Source organism: Streptomyces sp. DSM 120436, from assembly GCF_055778765.1.
Genome location: NZ_JBSKBS010000001.1, coordinates 4,119,543 through 4,139,810, shown reverse-complemented (window position 1 = coordinate 4,139,810; position 20,268 = coordinate 4,119,543). Strand labels below are relative to the sequence as shown.

Annotated in this window: 19 protein-coding genes; 1 reads left to right on the top strand and 18 read right to left on the bottom strand. The window is 73.0% G+C overall.

Features of this window, described 5'->3' with window-relative positions; genetic code table 11:
* Positions 1-40: 40 nt before the first annotated feature.
* The 18 genes from ACWH4W_RS18350 to ACWH4W_RS18265 form a co-directional block, all read right to left on the bottom strand.
* Positions 41-1,456: an aspartate aminotransferase family protein gene (locus ACWH4W_RS18350; protein WP_473076799.1), complete on the bottom strand. Its 1,416-nt coding sequence runs from the start codon at positions 1,454-1,456 to the stop codon at positions 41-43.
* A complete protein-coding gene (locus ACWH4W_RS18345) occupies positions 1,453-2,094 on the bottom strand; it encodes a 1-deoxy-D-xylulose-5-phosphate synthase N-terminal domain-containing protein (protein WP_473076798.1) in 642 nt (213 codons plus the stop codon). The genes ACWH4W_RS18350 and ACWH4W_RS18345 overlap by 4 nt, the downstream gene beginning before the upstream one ends.
* A gap of 28 nt (positions 2,095-2,122) precedes the next feature.
* Positions 2,123-3,277, bottom strand: a complete 1,155-nt coding sequence (gene ispG, locus ACWH4W_RS18340) for a flavodoxin-dependent (E)-4-hydroxy-3-methylbut-2-enyl-diphosphate synthase (protein ID WP_473076797.1) — start codon at positions 3,275-3,277, stop codon at positions 2,123-2,125.
* Between the two features lie 5 nt (positions 3,278-3,282).
* Complete coding sequence (gene hpnH, locus ACWH4W_RS18335) at positions 3,283-4,305, bottom strand: adenosyl-hopene transferase HpnH (RefSeq protein WP_473077541.1); 1,023 nt, start codon at positions 4,303-4,305, stop codon at positions 3,283-3,285.
* A 5-nt stretch (positions 4,306-4,310) separates the two neighbouring features.
* Positions 4,311-4,952: a 5'-methylthioadenosine/S-adenosylhomocysteine nucleosidase family protein gene (locus tag ACWH4W_RS18330; RefSeq protein WP_473076796.1), complete on the bottom strand. Its 642-nt coding sequence runs from the start codon at positions 4,950-4,952 to the stop codon at positions 4,311-4,313.
* Positions 4,952-6,991: a squalene--hopene cyclase gene (gene shc, locus ACWH4W_RS18325; protein ID WP_473076795.1), complete on the bottom strand. Its 2,040-nt coding sequence runs from the start codon at positions 6,989-6,991 to the stop codon at positions 4,952-4,954. The genes ACWH4W_RS18330 and shc overlap by 1 nt, the downstream gene beginning before the upstream one ends.
* A gap of 121 nt (positions 6,992-7,112) precedes the next feature.
* The gene (locus ACWH4W_RS18320) at positions 7,113-8,177 is read right to left on the bottom strand and encodes a polyprenyl synthetase family protein (RefSeq protein WP_473077540.1); all 1,065 of its coding nucleotides are present in this window, start codon (positions 8,175-8,177) and stop codon (positions 7,113-7,115) included.
* Between the two features lie 71 nt (positions 8,178-8,248).
* Positions 8,249-9,676 (bottom strand): hydroxysqualene dehydroxylase HpnE, encoded by a 1,428-nt coding sequence (hpnE, locus tag ACWH4W_RS18315; RefSeq protein WP_473076794.1) that lies wholly within the window; start codon positions 9,674-9,676, stop codon positions 8,249-8,251.
* Positions 9,673-9,795 carry a DUF6380 family protein gene (locus ACWH4W_RS18310; RefSeq protein WP_473076793.1) on the bottom strand — a complete coding sequence of 41 codons (123 nt, stop codon included), beginning with the start codon at positions 9,793-9,795 and terminating at the stop codon, positions 9,673-9,675. The genes hpnE and ACWH4W_RS18310 overlap by 4 nt, the downstream gene beginning before the upstream one ends.
* Entirely contained in the window at positions 9,795-10,745 is a 951-nt protein-coding gene (gene hpnD, locus ACWH4W_RS18305; protein ID WP_473076792.1) for a presqualene diphosphate synthase HpnD, read from the bottom strand. Before hpnD ends, ACWH4W_RS18310 begins: the two co-directional genes overlap by 1 nt.
* Complete coding sequence (gene hpnC / locus ACWH4W_RS18300; protein WP_473077539.1) at positions 10,742-11,653, bottom strand: squalene synthase HpnC; 912 nt, start codon at positions 11,651-11,653, stop codon at positions 10,742-10,744. The genes hpnD and hpnC overlap by 4 nt, the downstream gene beginning before the upstream one ends.
* A 360-nt stretch (positions 11,654-12,013) precedes the next feature.
* A complete protein-coding gene (locus ACWH4W_RS18295; RefSeq protein ID WP_473076791.1) occupies positions 12,014-12,793 on the bottom strand; it encodes an ABC transporter ATP-binding protein in 780 nt (259 codons plus the stop codon).
* Positions 12,786-13,721, bottom strand: coding sequence for an ABC transporter permease (locus tag ACWH4W_RS18290; RefSeq protein ID WP_473076790.1), 936 nt, complete (start codon positions 13,719-13,721; stop codon positions 12,786-12,788). The genes ACWH4W_RS18295 and ACWH4W_RS18290 overlap by 8 nt, the downstream gene beginning before the upstream one ends.
* A gap of 92 nt (positions 13,722-13,813) precedes the next feature.
* Positions 13,814-14,686 (bottom strand): glycosyltransferase family 2 protein, encoded by an 873-nt coding sequence (locus ACWH4W_RS18285; RefSeq protein WP_473077538.1) that lies wholly within the window; start codon positions 14,684-14,686, stop codon positions 13,814-13,816.
* Positions 14,687-14,694: 8 nt separating this feature from the next.
* A complete protein-coding gene (locus ACWH4W_RS18280) occupies positions 14,695-15,438 on the bottom strand; it encodes a CDP-alcohol phosphatidyltransferase family protein (protein ID WP_106411370.1) in 744 nt (247 codons plus the stop codon).
* A 13-nt stretch (positions 15,439-15,451) separates the two neighbouring features.
* A complete protein-coding gene (locus ACWH4W_RS18275; RefSeq protein ID WP_473076789.1) occupies positions 15,452-16,513 on the bottom strand; it encodes an iron-containing alcohol dehydrogenase family protein in 1,062 nt (353 codons plus the stop codon).
* Entirely contained in the window at positions 16,501-17,253 is a 753-nt protein-coding gene (locus tag ACWH4W_RS18270; protein ID WP_473076788.1) for a phosphocholine cytidylyltransferase family protein, read from the bottom strand. Before ACWH4W_RS18270 ends, ACWH4W_RS18275 begins: the two co-directional genes overlap by 13 nt.
* Positions 17,250-19,031, bottom strand: coding sequence for a DUF5941 domain-containing protein (locus ACWH4W_RS18265; RefSeq protein ID WP_473076787.1), 1,782 nt, complete (start codon positions 19,029-19,031; stop codon positions 17,250-17,252). The genes ACWH4W_RS18270 and ACWH4W_RS18265 overlap by 4 nt, the downstream gene beginning before the upstream one ends.
* A 240-nt stretch (positions 19,032-19,271) precedes the next feature.
* On the opposite strand from ACWH4W_RS18265, the gene galE reads away from it, so the two are divergent.
* The gene (gene galE, locus ACWH4W_RS18260) at positions 19,272-20,252 is read left to right on the top strand and encodes a UDP-glucose 4-epimerase GalE (RefSeq protein WP_473076786.1); all 981 of its coding nucleotides are present in this window, start codon (positions 19,272-19,274) and stop codon (positions 20,250-20,252) included.
* The last annotated feature ends 16 nt before the right edge of the window (positions 20,253-20,268 follow it).

Genomic DNA, 20,268 nt, shown 5'->3' with positions numbered 1-20,268 from the left:
GGGCAATTTCCTTGCCTCTGAGGCAAACCGCGCCGGATTCTCACCGGTGGGCGACCGCCTGCTTCACCAGGGTCTTGCCGAAGTCCCAGATGAGCCCGCCCTCGTGGGCGTCGTCCATCACCGCGGTGAAGGCGTCCACGAACCGGTCCACGTCCCCCTCGTCGATGATCAGCGGAGGGATCAGCTTGATCACCTCCAGATGATCGCCGGAGACCTGAGTGAGGATACGGTGCCGCTGGAGCAGCGGCACCACCACCATCTGCGCGAAGAGTCCCTTGCGGGCCGCCTGCAGCATGGCCCAGCGCGAGCGCAGCCTCAGCGAGCGGGGCCGCCCGAACTCGATGCCGATCATCAGGCCCCGTCCGCGGACGTCGGCGAGCAGCTCGTAGCGGTCGGTCAGCGCGGCCAGCCGGGTCCGCAGCAGGTCCCCGACGGCGCGCACGTGCGCGACGATCTGCTCGTCCTCCATGACCGACAGCACCGCGAGGCCCGCCGCCATGGCCTGCGCGTTGGAACCGAAGCTGGCGGAGTGCACCAGCACCCGGTCCATCGACGAGAAGACCTTCTTGAAGATCCAGTCCCTGCCGAGCGTCGCGCCCACCGGCACGTACCCGCCGGACAGCGCCTTGGCCACGCACACCAGGTCCGGCTCGACGCCCTCCTCGTGCTGGTAGGCGTAGAAGTCGCCGGTGCGGCCGAGTCCGGTCTGCACCTCGTCGGCGATCAGCAGCGCCTTGTGCCGGCGCAGCAGCTCCTGCGCGGCCCGCAGACAGCCGGGCGGGGCCTCGTGCACGCCCTTGCCCTGGATCGGCTCCACGATCAGCGCGGCCACGTCGCCCCTGCGCAGCTCCCGCTCCAGCGCGCCGAGGTCGCCGAGCGGTACGGCCGTGTCGGGCAGCAGCGGGGCGAACCCGTCCCGGAAGCCGGCCTCGCCGTTGACCGACAGGGCGCCGGCGGTCAGCCCGTGGAAGGCGTGCTCGCAGTACAGCACCCTGGGGCGGCCGGTGGCGTAGCGGGCGAACTTCAGGGCTGCCTCCACGGCCTCCGTGCCGCTGTTGCCGAAGAACACCCGGTCCAGATGCGGACTGTGGGCGAGGAGCTTCTCCGCGAGCAGGCCCGGCAGCGGCTGGCAGTCGAAGCGGGTGAGGTCGGCCAGGGAGAGGTCCAGCACGTCGTGCAGCGCCTTGCGGACCACGGGGTGGTGGCGGCCGAGCCCCATCACCCCGAACCCGGCGAGCATGTCCAGGTGGTCGTTGCCGTCGGCGTCCCAGAAGTGGGCGCCCTCGGCGCGCTCGTAGACCCTGTCGAAGCCGATGGTGTGCAGCATGCGCGGGAGCTGCGGGTTGAGGTACCGGCTGTGCAGCTCGTAGCGCTCGGCCCCGCGCTCGGCCAGCAGCGCGCCGAGGTCGAACGTCCCGGCCCGTGACGGCTCCGACGCGGACTCCGCGGTGGTCATACCTGGTGCTCCTGTGCGTCCAGTGGCTGTTTCGCGAGTTCGTCCGGGGCGGCGAGGCTCGCACTGATCCGTCCGGCGACGGCGACGGGCGTGAGTCCGGTGTCGGCGAGCACCTCGCCGCGCTCGGCGTGCGCGAGGAACTGCTCCGGGGTGCCGAACCACCGCACCGGCACGTCGGCCTCCGCGTCACCCAGCACCGGCGCCACCGCCGAACCGGCCCCGGCCGCGCGGCTGTCGTCCTCCACGACGGCCGCCGGCCGGTGGTCCGCGGCCGGCGGCGGCAGGGTGGGGCCGACGACGTCGTGCTCGGGCTCCTCACGGGAGGGGCAGCCGGACAGGCCGCCCTCGCCGCGCGGCTCGGGGACGTCCTGACGACCGGTCAACAGCTCGTGCGCGTAGCTCTTGTGCGCGTAGCTCCGGTGGCCGGTGTCCCCCAGGATGCGGTCGGCCGACGGCTCGAGGACCCGGTGCAGGGCGGTCATGAGTTCCGCCACCCCGAGGCCGGGTCCGAGGCGGCCCCCGGTCCCGGCGACCGTGTGCGCCAGGAACTCCCTGATCTCATCCGACAGTCCGCCGAGTTCCGCCTCGGTCAGCGCCTTCAGGTCACGTGGCTGCCGGATGCTCTCCGGAATCGTCACGCCCGGGCCCCCTTCGGTTCCGTGCTGTTCAGCTCACGGTGACGGCCGGCTCCCCCGACGCGATACCGTCCTTCTCCATCTGTTCGGCGATCTTCATCGCCTCCTCGATCAGCGTCTCCACGATCTTCGACTCCGGCACGGTCTTGACGACCTCGCCCTTCACGAAGATCTGCCCCTTGCCGTTGCCCGAGGCCACACCCAGGTCCGCCTCACGCGCCTCACCGGGACCGTTCACCACACAGCCCATCACCGCGACCCGCAACGGCACCTCCATGCCCGTCAGCCCCGCGGTGACCTCCTCCGCCAGCTTGTACACATCCACCTGCGCCCGCCCGCACGACGGACACGACACGATCTCCAGCCCACGCTGCCGCAGATTCAGCGACTCCAGGATCTGGATGCCGACCTTGATCTCCTCCACCGGCGGCGCCGACAACGACACCCGGATGGTGTCGCCGATGCCCTGCGACAGCAGCGCACCGAACGCCACGGCCGACTTGATCGTGCCCTGGAAGGCCGGACCGGCCTCGGTCACCCCCAGGTGCAGCGGATAGTCGCACTGCTCGGCGAGCTGCCGGTAGGCCTCGACCATCACCACCGGATCGTTGTGCTTGACCGAGATCTTGATGTCGCGGAAACCGTGCTCCTCGAACAGCGACGCCTCCCACAGCGCCGACTCCGCCAGCGCCTCCGGGGTGGCCCTGCCGTACTTCTGCAGCAGCCGCCGGTCCAGCGACCCCGCGTTCACCCCGATCCGGATCGGCGTGCCGTGGTCCTTCGCCGCCCTGGCGATCTCCTTGACCTGGTCGTCGAACTTCTTGATGTTGCCCGGGTTCACCCGCACCGCCGCGCAGCCCGCCTCGATCGCGGCGAACACGTACTTCGGCTGGAAGTGGATGTCGGCGATCACCGGGATCTGCGACTTCCGCGCGATCACCGGCAGCGCGTCCGCGTCGTCCTGCGTCGGGCAGGCCACCCGCACGATCTGGCAGCCCGACGCGGTCAGCTCCGCGATCTGCTGCAGCGTGGCGCCGATGTCCGACGTGCGCGTGGTGGTCATCGACTGCACCGACACCGGCGCGTTCCCGCCCACCGCCACCGACCCGACCTGGATCCGCCGGCTCCTCCGCCGCACGGCGAGCGTGGCCGGGACCTCGGGGAGGCCCAGGGAGACTGCGGTCATCCGCCTCACGCCCTGCTCGACGAGACGGTCTCGCGCAGGGCGCGCAGGGACTCCTTCAGCGAGCCCATGGTGGCGAGGACGGCGGTGGGCTCGTAGCCGCAGTGGGCCATGCAGTTGGCGCAGCGCGGGTCCTTGCCGCGGCCGTACCGGTCCCAGTCGGTGTCCTCGATGAGTTCCCGGTAGGTCGGCACGTACCCGTCGCTCATCAGGTAGCAGGGGCGCTGCCAGCCGAAGAGGGAGTAGTTGGGGATCGCCCAGGCGGTGCACGGGAAGTCGACCCTGCCCTCGAGGAAGTCGAGGAACAGCGGGGAGTGGTTGAGCCGCCAGCGGCGCCGGTTGCCGCCCGCGAAGGCCTTCCTGAACAGCTCCCGGGTCTGCTCCACTCCCAGGAAGTGCTCCTGGTCGGGCGCCTTCTCGTAGGCGTAGGCGGGTGAGATCATCATCTCGTCGACCTCGAGCTCGTCGTTGAGGTAGTTGAGCACCTCGACGACCGTCTGGGGGGTGTCGGTGTTGAAGAAGGTCGAGTTGGTGGTGACCCGGAAGCCGCGCCGCTTGGCCTCCTTGATGGCCGCCACGGCCTCGTCGAACACGCCCTCCTTGGCGACGGACTCGTCGTGCCGCTCCCGCAGCCCGTCGATGTGCACCGCGAACGCGAAGTACGGCGAGGGCGTGAACCTGTCCATCTTCTTGCGCATCAGCAGCGCGTTGGTGCACAGGAAGACGTACTTGCGGCGGGCCACCAGCTGACGCGCGATCTCGTCGATCTGGGGGTGCATCAGGGGCTCGCCGCCGGCGATCGACACCATGGGCGCCCCGGACTCCAGGACGGCGCCGACGGCCTGTGCGACGGGCATGCGCTGCTTGAGCACACCGGCCGGGTGCTGGATCTTGCCGCATCCCTCGCACTTGAGGTTGCAGGCGAAGAGCGGTTCCAGTTCGACGATGAGCGGGAACTTGTCCCGCCCGCGGAGCTTCTGTTCGGCCAAGTATGTAGCGACCTTGACGGACTGGCGCAGCGGCATGGCCATCTGGCTCACCTCCTGGGGAGCAGCAAGGAACGGTGCCATTCATAGAAAGCCGGAAGGACGGAACGAAGGACACGGAAAGCCGATATTCCACCGCGTACCGTGCCGATGCGGACGAGTTCGTGTTCAGGAGCGTCCACGACCACCCGGACGGCCGCAACCGGGCGCTCGGCCGCGCGGACGGCGCTCAGGAGCGTGGCCGCCGACTCCATGTCCGCCGCGATCGCGCCGGTGGCGAGCAGGTCGGAGCGTTCGTGGCCGCGGACGACGTGGCCGGAGCCGGTGAGCGGGCCGGTGTGCACGGTGCGTCCGGGCGCCGCGCGCACCAGCTCCTTCACCAGCAGCTCGGTGCCGACGCAGGGCACGCTGCCCCGCGGGTCCCGGGTCTCCTCGGCGACGACCAGGTCGCCGGGGTGCATGCCGGGGGCGAGGCCCGCGCAGAAGCCGGTGGCGAGGACGGCGGCGCCGCGCAGCGCCGGGGCGGCGAGCACCCGGGTGACGGACCGCTCGGCCGCCACCGGTCCCATGCCGGTGCGCAGCACGGTGACCGGCCCGCCCGGGGCGGTGCGCTCCCGCCTGCGCAGCGCGAGCTGTTCGATGCCGAGCGCGCAGGCGATCAGCAGCGGGGCGGGGGCGGGCCGGCCGCTCATCAGCCGCCCTTCGCCTCGGCGAGCGCCTGCCCGGCGCCGGCGGCCGCCGCGGCCGGTCTCTTGCTGAACGGCTCGCCGTGGACGTACCGGCCGAGCGCGGTGAGCGGGAAGACCTGCCGGTAGAGGTGGTAGTTGATGGAGAAGTCCCAGGGGAAGCCGGTGCCGGTGAAGTACGGCTCGTCCCAGGAGCCGTCCTCCCGCTGGGTGTGCGCCAGCCACGCGACGCCGCGTTCGACGGCGGCGGAGTCGCGCTCCCCCGCCGCGAGCAGCGCCATCAGTGCCCAGGCGGTCTGCGAGGCGGTGGAGGCGCCCCGGCCGCTCCACTCCTTGACGTAACGGTAGGAGCGCAGGTCCTCGCCCCAGCCGCCGTCCTCGTTCTGCACCTTCTCCAGCCAGGTCACGGCCCGCCGGATCGCCGGGTGGGACGTCGGGACGCCGGCCGCGGTCAGGGCGGGGACCACCGATCCGGTGCCGTAGATGTAGTTGACGCCCCAGCGGCCGAACCACGAGCCGTCCGGCTCCTGTTCGGCGAGCAGCCACTCCACGCCGCGCCGGGTGCGCGGGTCGCGGGCGAGGCCCTCGACGGCGAGCATCTCCACGACGTGCGCGGTGACGTCCGCCGACGGCGGGTCGATGACCTCGCCGAAGTCGCAGAAGGGCAGCCGGTTGGGGAACGGGCTGGTGTTGTCGACGTCGAAGGCGCCCCACGCGCCGTTCCTCGACTGCATGCCGAGGTTCCAGCGCACTCCGCGCCCGATGGCGTTGTCCACCCGCTCCGGGTCGTGGTGCTTGACCCGGCGCAGCGCGAGGACCACCTCGGCGGTGTCGTCGATGTCGGGGTAGTTGTCGTTGTGGAACTCGAACGCCCAGCCGCCCGGCGGGAGGTGGGGGCGGCGCACGGACCAGTCGCCGGGCCGCACCACCTGCTCGCCGAGCATCCAGTCGGCGGCCTTGACCAGTTGCGGGTGGTCGGCGGGCACGCCCGCGTCGGCCAGCGCGATGGTGGCCAGGCAGGTGTCCCACACCGGGGACTGGCAGGCCTCGATCATCCGGGCGCCGTCCTCGCGCCACACGGCGAAGCGGTCCAGGGACTCCAGGCCGGCGCGCATCACCGGGTGGTTGAGGTCGTAGCCGAGCAGGTGCAGGGCGATGACCGAGTACACGGCCGGGGGCTGGATGCCGCCCCAGCAGCCGTCGTTCTCCTGCCGTTCGATGATCCAGCGGGCGGCGGTGTGCATCGCGGCCCGGCGCAGCCGGCGCGGGACGGCCCTGCGCAGCGCGTGCAGGCCCTTGTCCAGCCGCTGGAAGGCGCCGTCCCAGGTGCGGGCCGGGGCGAGCGGCCGGGGAGGGTTGGGATGGTCCGGGTCGGTGTGCAGTTCGTCCAGCGGGAACGGGGCGGGGCGCACCGGCCGCTTGGCGGAGACGATGGTGAGCGGCACGATGGTCTGCCGCGCCCAGCAGCCGAAGTCGTAGATGTTGAGCGGCGCCCAGGTGGGGAACCAGATCAGCTCGGGCGGCAGCTCGGGCAGGTCCTCCCACTTCCACCAGCCGAACAGGGCCAGCCAGATGCGGGTGAAGACCCGCGACGAGGCGATGCCGCCCTGCTCGCGGATCCAGGCGGAGGCCCTCGCCATGTGCGGGGCGTCGGGGGCGTCGCCGGCCAGCCGCAGCGCGACGTACGCCTCGATGGTGGCGGAGAGGTCGCCGGGGCCGCCGTAGAAGGTGGCCCAGGTGCCGTCCTCGCGCTGCTCCCCGCGGATGAACAGGGCGGCGGCGCGGGTGGTGTCCTCGTCGCGGATGCCGAGGAACTGACGCAGCAGCAGGTCCTCGGCGTCCATCGTGACGTTGGTGTCGAGGTCGCCCTTCCACCAGCCCTCGTCGCTCTGACGGGACAGCAGGAAGTCGGTGGCGCGCCGTACGGCGCGGGCGGCGATGTCGGGAACCCCGGCCGCCTCGGGGCTGTCGGTGTCGTGTTCGCTGGCCGCGGCGAGCCGGGACGGCGAGGCCGCCCCGGTGCTTCCGTCGGTCGTCGCTGTCATGGCTTCCCCTTCGTGCAGTCCTGCAAGTGGTGCGTCTGCTGTGGGTCCGCCGTCGGCCGGTGGGGTGCTCCCGTACCACCGGCCGGCGACTACGCGAGGGCTATTCGACCGAAGATGGTGATCATCTCTTTCGTACGACGACGAAGTCCGCGAGCGCCGTGAACTGGTCCCGCACCCGGTCGGGCATGTCCACGGTGTCGAGGGCCTCGATGGCGATGGTGTGCTGACGTCGTGCCTCCTCGGCGGTCCACTCGCGACCGCCGGCCTCATCGATGAGGGCGGCACGGGCCGCGAACTCCTCCTCGGAGAAGCTCGCGAAGTCACTGCTCTTGGCGTCGGCCGCGAGGATCTCACCGAGCCGGGCGGCGGCCGGGCCGTCCGCGGCGAGCGCGGCCACGACCGGGAGGGACTTCTTGCGCTGGCGCAGGTCGCTCCAGGTCTGCTTGCCGGTGGACTCCGGGTCGCCCCAGATGCCGAGCAGGTCGTCGACCGCCTGGAAGGCGAGGCCCAGGTGGTGGCCGTACCGTTCCAGGGCGTCGGCGGTGCGGTCGTCGGCGCCGCCGAGCACCGCGCCGATGGAGCTGGCGCAGGCGAGCAGGGCGCCGGTCTTGTTGCCCTCCATCTCCAGGCACTCCTCGACGCTGACCCGGTCGCGGTGCTCGTAGGAGATGTCCTGGGCCTGCCCGTCGATGAGCGCCCGGCTGGCCCGGGTGAGGCGGCGCGTGGCGCGGCCGGCCTCGACGGTGCCGCGTTCCAGCAGCACCTCGTTGGCCAGGGCGAACAGGGCGTCACCGACCAGGACGGCCTGGGCGGGGCCGTGCACCTTCCAGACGGTGTCGCGGTGCCGGCGCTGCTCGTCGCCGTCCATCAGGTCGTCGTGCAGCAGCGAGAAGTTGTGGACCAGCTCGACGGCGACCGCGCCGGGCACGCCGGTCTCCGGGGCGGCGCCGGTGACCTCGGCGGACAGCACGGCGAGGGCGGGGCGCACGGCCTTGCCGCCGTCGCCGTCCGCGGGCCGGCCCTGGGCGTCGATCCAGCCGAAGTGGTAGGCGGCGACCGTGTCCATGGGAGGCGCCAGGCGGTCGACGGCCGCCCGCAGTACCGGCGTGGCCAGGGTCCGGCCGCGCTCCAGGAGCGCGGACACGTCCACCGCGGTCCTTCGAGCGGCTTGCGAGGCCGGGGGCACAGTGGGCACAGTCTCTCCTCTTGTTGCGGTACCGGGGGTGCGGGGACCTGCCGCGCCGCTCTGCCGGAGCATCAGGCCGCCTCCTCGAGGGCGAAGAGGTGGCGTGGGCGGGGCCGGCCGAGGGCGCCCAGCGCGGCGTCCGCCGCGCCGACGCCGCTGCGGACCGCACTCTCCATGGTCGCGGGCCACCCGGTGGCGGTCCACGCGCCGGCCAGGTAGAGGCCGGGTGCCTTGGTGCGGGCGCCGGGCCTGAGGCGTCCGACGCCGGGGGCGGGAGCGAAGGTGGCGGTGCGCTCCCGGGTGACGAAGAAGTCCCGCACCTCGGCGTCGCGCGTGCGCGGCAGCAGCCGCTCCAGTTCGGGCAGGTACCGCTCGCGCAGGGCGGCGACGGGCGCGTCGATGTCGTCGTGCGCGACCGACTGGGACAGCGCCAGGTACTGGCCGTGGCGCAGCCCGGAGGCGGCGGTGCGGTCGAAGACCCACTGCACGGGGGTGCCGAGGGCGGCGAGGAAGGGCCGGGTGAGCACCGTGCGGTCGTAGACGACGTGGACGTCGAGGATGGGGGCGGTGCCGATGCCGAGCAGCCGCTCGGGCTCGTCGAGCGCGCCCGCGGGCAGCAGGCCGTACGCCTCGCGCTGGGGCACGGCGATGACCACGGCGTCGGCGCGGAGCGTCTCGCCGGGGACCTCGACGGTCCAGCCGTCGTCGTCGGCGCGGACGGACGTGACGCGGGTGCGGGTCTCGGTGCGCACGCCCGCGGCGTCGAGGGCCCGGCGGGCGAGCCGGTCGTGCAGCTCGCCCAGCGGCACCCGGGCCCAGCCGATGTCGGCGGCGCCGGGGTCGGACAGCAGCCCGGTCTTGAACACCATCGCGGCGAGCGCCAGCGAGGAGTCGCCGGCGACGGCGTTGAGGGTGGCGACCCCGACCAGGTCCCACAGGGCCTCCACGGCGCGCGGGGACTGGCCGTGGGCGGCGAGCCAGCTGCCGAAGTCCTCCTCGTCCAGGGCGGGGTCGTCGAGGTCGAGGCCCTTCAGCGCGAGCGCGGCCCGGACCGCCCTGGCCCGGTCGGCGAACGAGAGGTGGGGGTACGTGGCGAGGCTGCGGCCGAGGTGCAGGGGAACGGGCAGCGGGTCGCGCCGCAGCCGGCCCAGCCGACGCCCCTCGGGACGGCGGACGTCGACCACGGGCACGTCGAGGCGGTCCTGCAGCGGCGCGAGGTCCGCTCCCCCGATCCGGTCGAGGAACCAGCGGTAGGCGGTGCAGCAGCGCAGGTAGACGTGCTGGCCGTTGTCGACGGTCAGGTCGCCGCGCCGGAACGAGAAGGCGAGTCCGCCGAGGCGGGGCCGCCCTTCGAGGAGGGTGACGCGCACCCCGGCGTCGGCGAGGGCGAGGGCGGCGGTGGTGCCGGCCAGTCCGCCGCCGACCACGACGGCATGACGTCCCGGCGGGACCGGTCCGTCCGTGCGCGGGAACCCCTCGGAGCGGGTGCCGTGGTTCATGCGCCCTCCCCTGCCCGGCCGGGCCGCGTGACAGGTGCGCGGCCGGCCGTCTCGGTGGGGGACGCGACGGCGCGGCGGAGGGTCGCCCGCCGCTTGCCGCCCGGGTAGGGGGTGTCCATCAGGCGCGCCTCCCGACGGTGCGCCGGGCGGCGTGCCGGGTGTCGAGACCGGACAGGCCGCGCACCGCGACGTACGCCTTCTCCCGGCCGGGCAGGGAGACCCGGCCGCGCAGCACGGCCTCGGGGTCGCGCTCGATGCGGTCCAGCAGGCGGCGGTAGATGCCGGCCATGGCGGCGACGCAGGCGCCGCTGCGCCGGTCGAGCAGGGGGAGCAGCCGGTACCCCTCGGCGAAGAGGGCGCGGGCCCTGCGCACCTCGAAGTGCACCAGGCCCGCGAAGTCGGAGCCCTCCGGCGGTGTCGGCCCGGCGAAGCCGGCGGAGCCGCCGAACTTGGCGAGGTCGTCGGCGGGCAGGTAGGTGCGCCCGTTCTCGGCGTCCTCGCGGACGTCGCGCAGGATGTTGGTGAGCTGGAGCGCCAGACCCAGCGTGTCGGCGTACTCGGAGGCGCGTTCGACGCCGCGCGCGCCGGGTTCGGTGCCGAACACGCCGAGCGAGAGCCGCCCGATGGCCCCGGCCACGCAGCGGCAGTAGACCTTCAGGTCGTCCCAGGTCTCGTACGTCTCGCCGCGCAGGTCCATCTGGACGCCGTCGATCAGTTCGTCCAGGCCGCCGAGGGGGATCGGGAAGTGCGCGGCGGCGTGGGCGAGGGCGACCGCGACCGGGTCGGTGTCGTCCTCCTCGACCGCGCCCGCGCGGATGCGGGCGAGCAGCGCGCGGGTGTCCTCGAGACGGGCCACCTTGACGTCGTCGGCGAGCGGGCCGTCGCCGATGTCGTCGACCCGCCGGGAGAACGCGTACAGGGCGGACATGGCGCGCCGCTTGGACGTCGGCAGCAGCCGGATGCCGTAGGCGAAGTTGCGCGCCTGCCTGCCGGTGACGGTCTCGCAGTAGCTGTAGGCGGCGAGTACCGGTGCGGACGCGGGTGCTTGTGACTCCACGGCCCGGATCACCCCTTTCCTCGCAGAGTCACGCCCGCCTCGCGCAGCAGCTGCGCCGTGCCGGGCTTGGGCGGGCCGGGTAGTACGTCGTATTCGGCGGCCGCGATCGCGCGGACGGCCGCCCTTCCTCCCGCCACGAACCCCGCGAGCAGGAGTCTGAGCCTGCCCCGGACGCTGCTCACCAGGGGTGCGCCCTCGTCCAGCAGGTCGAGGGCGCGCTGGGCCTGGAACGCGACGAGCGCACGCACCGAGGCGCCGGCGGTGGGCGCGGCGAGGTCGGCCTCCTGGACGTGGAAGCGTTTCATGTCCGCGGCGGGCAGGTAGACGCGGTCGCGGCCGAGGTCCTCGGCGACGTCCTGGAGGTGCTCGACGATCTGCAGGGCGGTGCAGATCGCGTCGGAGCGGCGGATGCGCTCCGGGGTGGCGGTCCCGGTGACGGCGAGCACGAGGCGGCCGACCGGATTGGCCGACAGCTCGCAGTAGGCGAGCAGGTCGTCGTAGGTCTCGTAGCGCTTGACGAGCTGGTCCTGGCGGTTCGCGGCGATCAGGCCGAGGAACGGACCGGGGGTCAGCGCGCGGCGGCGGACCGTGGGCCCCAGGCGGAGCAGCAGGGGGTGGCGGGGGTCCGGGCCCGCGCGGTCGAACACCCGGTGGAGATCGGCCTCCAGGGCGTCCAGCAGGGCGAGGCGGTCACCGGCCTCCTCGGCGGGGACGCCGAGGGCGCGGGCGTCGGCGCCGCCGGGGGCCAGGTCGCCGTCGCCGATGTCGTCGACCAGGCGGGCGAAGCCGTAGACGGCCATGAGGTCGTCGCGCCAGGCCCTGGGCAGGAAGAACGGCGCCACCGGGAAGTTCTCGGCGGCGGCCTTGTCGAGCGTGGCCCGTTCGAGGTCGGCGGGGCGCGCCGGGTCGGCGGCCGTCATCGCGGACTGCCCGGGAAGAGGACGGCGCACGCTGAGTCCAGCCGGGGAGTCTCCGAAGCCATTGCCGTCACATCTCCCGTTCTACACTGCTGACCCAATTCACACTATTTCGGACACGCCGCCCAGGCGTCCACCCCATGGCGCCGAGGGAGGGTGTCGGGCAGTATGGCCCTGATTGCCGCCTTTCGGGGACCGGTACAGCTTACGTTGTACAACGCGCCGTTCCTCGACGGGGGTCTCCCGCGCCCCACGCCACCGCATCGCCGGCGTCGGATGTCCGCGTCTCACCGGTGACCGACGCGGCTCTCGCGGACACCGGGCCCCGCCGGAACGGTCCGGCGGGGCTCTGGGCCGGGCGGGCTACCTGCCCGTGAACTTCTCGTACTCGCGCAGCACCTCGTCGGTCGGCCCGTCCATGCGCAGCTCGCCGCGCTCCAGCCACAGCACGCGGTCGCAGGTGTCGCGGATGGACTTGTTGTTGTGGCTGACCAGGAAGACCGTCCCCGCGTGCTTGCGCAGCTCGCGGATGCGGGCCTCGGACCGCTTCTGGAACTTCCGGTCGCCGGTGGCGAGCGCCTCGTCGATCATCAGGACGTCGTGGTCCTTGGCGGCGGCGATGGAGAAGCGCAGGCGGGCGGCCATGCCGGAGGAGTAGGTGCGCATCGGCAGGGTGATGAAGTCGCCCTTCTCGTTGATGCCGGAGAAGTCGACGATCTCCTGGTAGCGGGCCTTGATCTCCTCGCGGGACATGCCCATCGCGAGTCCGCCCAGGATGATGTTCCGCTCGCCGGTGAGGTCGTTCATCAGGGCCGCGTTGACGCCGAGCAGGGACGGCTGGCCGTCGGTGTAGACCTTGCCCCGCTCGGCCGGGAGCAGCCCGGCGACGGCGCGCAGCAGGGTCGACTTGCCGGAGCCGTTGGACCCGATCAGGCCGATCGCCTCGCCGCGGTAGGCCACGAAGGACACCCCGCGCACGGCGTGCACCTTGCGCACGCCCCGCTCCTCGCCGCGCCGCAGGATCCGGCTGAGCGCCGCGGTGGCACTGCCCTTGCCGGTCCGGGCGCCGTTGACGCGGTAGACGATGTGCAGGTCGTCGGCGATGACGGTGGGCACCCGCGCGCCCGTCGTGTCGTCAGCCACGGCCGTACCTCTCCTCTGCCTTCCAGAAGTAGACGAAGCCGACCACGCCGGCCAGCACCGCCCAGCCCAGCGCGAACGCCCACACGTGCGGCGGCAGGTACGACCCGTCGTACCCGTCGATCAGCGCGAACCGCACCAGGTCCATGTAGACCGCGGCCGGGTTCCACTGCAGCACGTCCGCCACCCAGGCCGGCACGTCCTTGTCCTCCAGCATCGCCGGGATCGAGAACATCACCCCCGACGCGTACATCCACGTCCGCAGCACGAACGGCATCAGCTGCGCCAGGTCCGGCGTCCTGCTGCCCATCCGCGCGAAGACCAGCGCAAGACCCGTGTTGAACACGAACTGCAGCGCCAGCGCCGGCACCACCAGCAGCCACGACGGACCCGGATAGCTCCCGAACGCCACCACGATCACGACCAGCACGATCATCGAGAACAGCAGCTGCTGGAGCTGCTGCAGCGCGAACGAGATCGGCAGCGACGCACGCGGGAAGTGCAGCGCCCGCACCAGCCCCAGGTTCCCCGAGATCGCCCGCACCCCCGCCAGCACCGAACTCTGCGTGAAGGTGAACACGAACACACCCGTCACCAGGAACGGCACGTACACATCGCTCGGAATGCCCCTCCGGGCGCCCAGCAGCAGACCGAAGATGAAGAAGTACACCGCCGCGTTCAGCAGCGGCGTCGCCACCTGCCACAGCTGACCCAGCTTCGCCCTGCTGTACTGGGCGGTCAGCTTGGCCTGCGAGAAGGCCAGGATGAAGTGCCGCCGCCCCCACAGCTGACGGACGTACGCGCCGAGGGACGGGCGGGCGCCGCTCACGGACAGCCCGTACTTGGCAGCCAGCTCGGCCGCCGGGAGGTCCTCGTCGGGCGACACGGACGCGCCGGCCGCGACCGTTCCGTCGTGCGTTGTCTCACTCACTGGTGGATAACTTTCGTCCTCGATGTGCGTGGCCCGCGGGCCTGCCAGGAGCCGGGGACCGGGTGGGGCCGGCTCCCCGGACCCGAAGCTTGTCAGATCACCGGGGGCCGGCCCAGCCGGGTCAGCCGCCACACCGTACGCCACTTCATGGGCCTGCGGGGGCCGCAGGGCGAGGTCCAGCCCTCCCGGAAGCCTCCGAACCACGCCTTGAGCGCGGGCCCCGAGGGCCGGCGCAGAAGAGTGAGGAGCAGCCAGACGCCCAGGTACACCGGGACGAGCGGGACGGGCAGGTTGCGCCGGGCCAGCCAGACACGGTTGCGGGCCACCATGCGGTGGTACACCGCGTGCCGTGAGGGGGCGGTCGTCGGGTGGTACAGCACCATGTCGGACCGGTAGTCGATCATCCAGCCGGCGTCGAGCGCACGCCAGGCCAGGTCGGTCTCCTCGTGGGCGTAGAAGAACTCGTCCGGCAGGCCGCCGACCTCCGCGAAGACCTGGGTGCGCACGGCGTTGGCGCCGCCGAGGAAGGTGGTCACGCGGGAGGAGCGCATCGGGTCGGAGGCGCGCAGCCGGGGCACGTGCCGGCGCTGGGTGACGCCGGTGTCCGGGTCGGCGATGCGGAAGCTGATGATGCCGAGCGAGGGGTCCTCGGCGAACGCCTTCCGGCACAGCTCGGCGGTGTCGGTGTGCGCGAGCAGGCCGTCGTCGTCGAGGAAGAGGAGGATGTCGACGTCCCGTCCGCCGGGCCCGAACGCCTCGATGCCGACGTTGCGCCCGCCGGGGATGCCGAGGTTCTCGGGCAGCTCGACGGTCCGCACGCCCTCGGGGACGTCGGGCACCGGCGAGCCGTTGCCGACGACCACGACCTGGACGGGGTCGCCGTCCTGCTTGGCGACCGAGTCGAGCAGGGCGCGCAGCTCGTCGGGGCGGTTGCCCATGGTGATGATCACCGCGCCGACCTTCATGCCGGCGCTCACTTCAGCCTGCTGGAGACGAGGACGGACACGAGGTGCAGCAGGGTCTGCAGCAGGGCGATCCCGGCCAGGACGGCGGTGCCGAGGCGGGTGAAGAACAGGTCGCCCCGGGCGGCGTCGAGGATCGCGAGGAGCAGGATCAGCAGGGACGCCTCTATGCCCAGGATCAGCCGGTGGAACTTCAGGGCGGAGGCGGCCCGGCGGGCCAGCGCCATGCCGGAGGAGCGCGGCTCGGAGGCGGACTCCTTCACCGGGGGCAGGCCGTTCTGGTGGCGGGCGACACCGACCAGGTCGGTCTCCGCCTTGATGAGTATCGCGCCCAGCGCGGCGAGGGTGCCGAGGAAGGCCCACAGCCAGTCGATGCGGCCGGTGCCCCACAGGTCGGCGGCGCGCAGGCCGAGGCCGACCAGCACGGCGGCGTCGGTCAGGTAGGCGCCGACCCGGTCCATGTAGACGCCGCCGAGCGAGTACTGCTTCCTCCAGCGCGCGATCTCGCCGTCGACGCAGTCGAGCAGCAGGTACAGCTGGACGGCGACCACCCCGAGGACCGCGCCCGTGATGCCCGGCACCAGGAGGGCGGGGGCCGCGAGGACGCCGCAGACGGTCATCAGATACGTGAGCTGGTTGGGGGTGACCCGGGTGTTCACCAGGTAGCGGTCGACCCGCAGGGACACCTCGCGCATGTAGAGGCGTCCCATCCAGTGCTCACCGCTGCGCCGGTCCTTGACCCCCGCGGGGTGCACGACCGGACGGAGTTCAGCTACCGATGGCCTTGACATAGTCGGCGTAGACGTCCTTGATCTGTTCGGTGGTCAGGGCGAGGTGTTCGAGGATGGTGAAGCGGCCGGGGCGGGTCTCGGGGGCGTACTCGACGACGCGGACGAACTCGTCGACGGTGAACCCGATCTCCTCGGGCAGCACCGGCAGCCCGTGCCGGCGCAGCACCTCGGCCATGGCCGCCGACTCCTCGTGCGCGCCGCGCAGGTACATCGCGAAGGCGGCGCCCAGTCCGCACTGCTCGCCGTGGGCGGCGGCGCGCTGCGGGTAGAGCAGGTCGAAGGCGTGGTTGATCTCGTGGCAGGCGCCGGAGGAGGGCCGGGAGTCGCCGGACACGGACATGGAGATGCCGGTGAGGACCAGGGCCTCGGCCAGCACCTGGAGGAAGCCGTCGTCGCCGATGTCGCCCGGGTGCCGGAGCACGGCCTCGCCGGCCTGCCGGGCCATGGCCGCGGCGAGTCCGTCGACCTTCTCGCCGTTGACGCGGTGGGACAGCTCCCAGTCCGCGACGGCGGAGATGTTGGAGACGACGTCGCCGATGCCCGAGCGGACGAACCGGACCGGGGCCTCGCGGATGACGTTGAGGTCGATCACGACCGCGATCGGGTTCGGCACACCGTAGGAGCCGCGGCCCGCGTCGTTGTCGAGGGTCGCGACCGGCGAGCACAGGCCGTCGTGCGCCAGGTTGGTGGCGACCGCGACCAGGGGCAGGCCGACGCGCGCCGACGCGAACTTGGCGCAGTCGATGATCTTCCCGCCGCCGAGGCCGACCACCGCGTCGTAGCGGCCGCCCTGGATGGCGCCGGCCAGCCGGACCGCGTCGTCGAGGGTGCCGCCGCCGACCTCGAACCAGTCGGCGCCGGGCAGCGAGGGCGCGACGCGGTCGCGCAGCCGGGCGCCGGAGCCGCCGCTGACGGCGATGGCGAGCCGGCCGGACTGCGAGATGCGCTCGTCCGCCAGGACGCAGGCCAGGTCGTCGAGTGCGCCGGGGCGGATGTCGACGACGACCGGCGAGGGGATGAGCCGGGTCAGTACTGGCACGCGATCTCCCGTCCGCGGGCGAGGTCGTCGTGGTTGTCGATCTCGACCCACGGGACGTCGCCGATCGGCGCCACGTCGATCCGGAAGCCCCGGTTCACCAGCTCCTGGTAGCCGTCCTCGTAGTACAGCTGCGGGTCCCGCTCGAACGTCGCCCTCAGCGCGTCCGCCAGCGCCCCGGCGGCCTCGCCCTCGATCAGCGTCACGCCGATGTACTCACCGGTCGCCTCCGCCGGGTCCATCAGCTTCGTGATCCGCGTCATCCCCGCACCCGGGTCGACGACGACCTTCATCTCCTCGTCGGCGAGCTTCTTCACCGTGTCCAGCGCCAGGATGATCTGCTTGCCGTCACCCCGTGCGTCCAGCAGCGTCCGCTCCACCGACACCGGGTGCACCGTGTCGCCGTTCGCGAGGATCACGCCGCCCTCCAGGGCGTCCCGCGCGCACCACAGCGAGTAGGCGTTGTTCCACTCCTCCGCCCTGTCGTTGTCGATGAGCGTCAGCTTCAGCCCGTACTTCGCCTCCAGCGCCGCCTGCCGCTCGTACACGGCCTCCTTGCGGTAGCCGACCACGACACCGACCTCGGTCAGCCCGATCTCCGCGAAGTTGCCGAGCGTCAGGTCCAGGACCGTCGGCTCCCCTTCCACGCCCGCGGGCCCCACCGGCACCAGCGCCTTGGGAAGCGTGTCGGTGTAGGGGCGCAGACGCCGGCCGGCGCCGGCCGCCAGCACGAGGCCGATCATGCGGGTTCTCCTTCGTCGTGTACGGCGGGTGCGCCACCCCGGTGGGCGGCCACCCAGAAGCGGGTGCTCTCGGCGAGCACCACGAGAGCCACGGCCACGGCGAGGGCCGTGAGCGCGACGGTGAATCCGGACGCGGTGAGCACGGCCGCCAGAACGGCGACCGCCAGCGTGCGACCTTCGTGCCCCCCGATCGCCCGCACCAGCGGGCGTGGGGGCGCGCCCGCGTCGCCGCGGATGCGGTAGACCGTGTCGTAGTGATGGTAGGCGACCGCGGACACCAGTCCGTAAGCCGCCGGAAGGGCTCCGTTCACCTCCGCGTCGGCCGCCAGCACCAGGACGGTGCCGTACTCGGCGGCGCGGAAGAGCGGGGGGACGAGCCAGTCGAGGGGGCCGGTGAGGGGGCGTCCGACGGCGGCGGCGGAGCAGGCCACGTAGCCGGCGGCGGCCAGCGCGGTCTGCCATCCGGCGCCCCACACGAGGGCGGAGCCCGTCACCAGCACCGCCCCGAGGGCGGCGGCGACGACACCGCCGCGGGCCCAGGAGCGGGGCAGCAGCTCGGACAGGGGGCCGCTGTCGGCGAGGTCGGCGAGGGAGCGGGCGGCGTCCTTCTCCACCCGGCCTCGGCGCCACGACCTGAGGACGCGCCCCGCCGTGGTGTACGCGGCGGCGAAGGCGCAGCCGGCGAGCAGCACCCAGAAGGTGGTGCGGGGCGTGGTCAGGGCGGTGAGGACGGCGAGCAGCGCCCAGCGCTCGCCGATCGGCAGGACGATCATGCGGCGTGCCCAGACCGTCCAGCCGACCCGGTCCAGCCGGCCGGACAGGGCGGCGGCGGGGCCGGTGGAGGTGCCCGCCTGCGCCTCGTCGAAGGAGAAGTCGACCATGTGCCGGCAGGCCTGGAGGGCCATCGCGCCGAGCGCGAGGGCCCACACGTCGTCGCCGCCGCGGGCGGCGCCGAGGGCGAGGCCGGCGTAGTAGGCGTACTCCTTGGCCCGGTCGAAGGTGGCGTCGAGCCAGGCGCCCAGCGTGGAGTACCGCAGCGCGTAGCGGGCGAGCTGGCCGTCGGCGCAGTCCAGGACGAACGAGGCGAGGAGCAGCACGCCGGCGGCGACGAAGCCGGTGCGGGTGCCGGTGGCGGCGCAGCCGGCCGCGACGAGCGCGGTGAGCAGGGAGGCGGTGGTGACCTGGTTCGGGGTCAGGCCGCGGCGGGCGCACCAGCGTGCGAGGTACCGCGAGTAGGGGCTGACGCAGAAGGTGGTGAAGAAGCCGTCGCGGGCCTTGACGGCGGACCTGAGGCGGACGGCCTCCTCGTCCACGGCGGCGACGGACTGCCGGGCCTCGTTGCGGGCCTGCGGGTCGGCGGGCACGGCGGCGACCAGGCTGCCGAGGTCGGGGCGGTGCACGTCGGTGTCGAGAGCGGCGGCGACCCGGTCCGGGAGGCCCTCGACGAGGGCGGTGGTGTCCGCGCCCCGCTCGCGGCTGGAGTTCTCGCGGGCCGTGGCGCGGGTCAGGGCCTGGCGGCCGGACCGCTGGGCGGTCACGGCGCCGGGGATCGCGGAGAGCGGGAAGCGGGGGTCGGTCAGGCCGAGGCGCAGCGCGTGCACATGGCCCACGAACCGGGTGTCGACCAGGGCGACCCGGTCGTCCTCGGGGACCTGGGCGAGGAGCGTCTCGGCCTCCGCGGCGCCGGCGGCGGTCCGCACGTCGAAACCGAGGGAGCGCAGGTCGCCCTCGAGTGACGAGCCGGGGACCGGGGGGCCGGTGACGATGGCGGTCGGCAACCGAAATCTCACTCCCTGGGTGCGACGCGTCCACGCCGGTCATGTACATGGTGATGCGCCCGTTCAGGGTCCTGCGGGCGGCATGTCGGCAGAGGCTATCGGATACGCGGAAGCCCGCGTTCACCGCCCGTTCGACGGCCGGATCGACGCGGTTCGCCCGCTCCTGTGCCGCGCTCATCATCGGGGATACCGGCCCCGGCTCACAAACCGCGCCGGCGGCTCGCCTTAGGGTGGACCACCATGACGTGGCTGATCACCGGCGGAGCCGGTTACATCGGGGCCCATGTGGTGCGGGCCATGACGGACGCCGGGGAGCGGGTCGTCGTGCTGGACGACCTCTCCTCCGGGATGCCGGCGCGGCTGCCCGACGGCGTCCCGCTGGTCAGGGGCTCCGCGCTGGACGGTGACCTGCTGACCAAGGTGCTCGCCGAGCACGGCGCGACCGGCGTGCTGCACCTCGCCGCGCGCAAGCAGCCCGGCGAGTCGGTGGCGCAGCCCATCCGCTACTACCGGGAGAACCTGGGCGTCCTTGCGGCCCTGCTGGGCGCCGTCGCCGAGGCGGGCGTCCGGCGCTTCGTCTTCTCCTCGTCCGCGGCCGTCTACGGCGACCCGCACGTGGACCTCATCACCGAGGACACCCCCTGCGCCCCCGTGAACCCCTACGGCGAGACCAAGCTCGCCGGGGAGTGGCTGGTGCGGGCGGCGGGCCGGGCGCACGGCATCGACACGGTGTGCCTGCGCTACTTCAACGTCGCGGGCGCGGCGGCCCCCGAGCTGGCCGACACCGGCGTCTTCAACATCGTGCCGATGGTCTTCGACCGGCTCACCCGCGGCGAGGCCCCGCGCATCTTCGGCGACGACTACCCCACCCCGGACGGCACCTGCGTCCGGGACTACATCCACGTGGCCGACCTCGCCGAGGCCCACCTCGCGGCGGTGCGCGCGCTGTCGGAGGGGGGCGTCGAGGGCGACCTGACGCTGAACGTCGGCCGCGGCGAGGGCGTCTCGGTGCGGGAGCTGATCACGCTCATCGGGGAGGTCACCGGCGACACGCGGACCCCGGTGGTCGAGCCCCGGCGTCCCGGCGACCCGCCCCGCGCGGTGGCCTCGGCCGCCCTCGCGAGCGAGCGCCTGGGCTGGAGCGCGCGCCGTTCGATGCGCGAGATGGTCGCGTCCGCCTGGCAGGGGTGGCAGCTCCTCCAGGGTTCCCCGCGCGCCTGAACCTGCGATTCGTTTC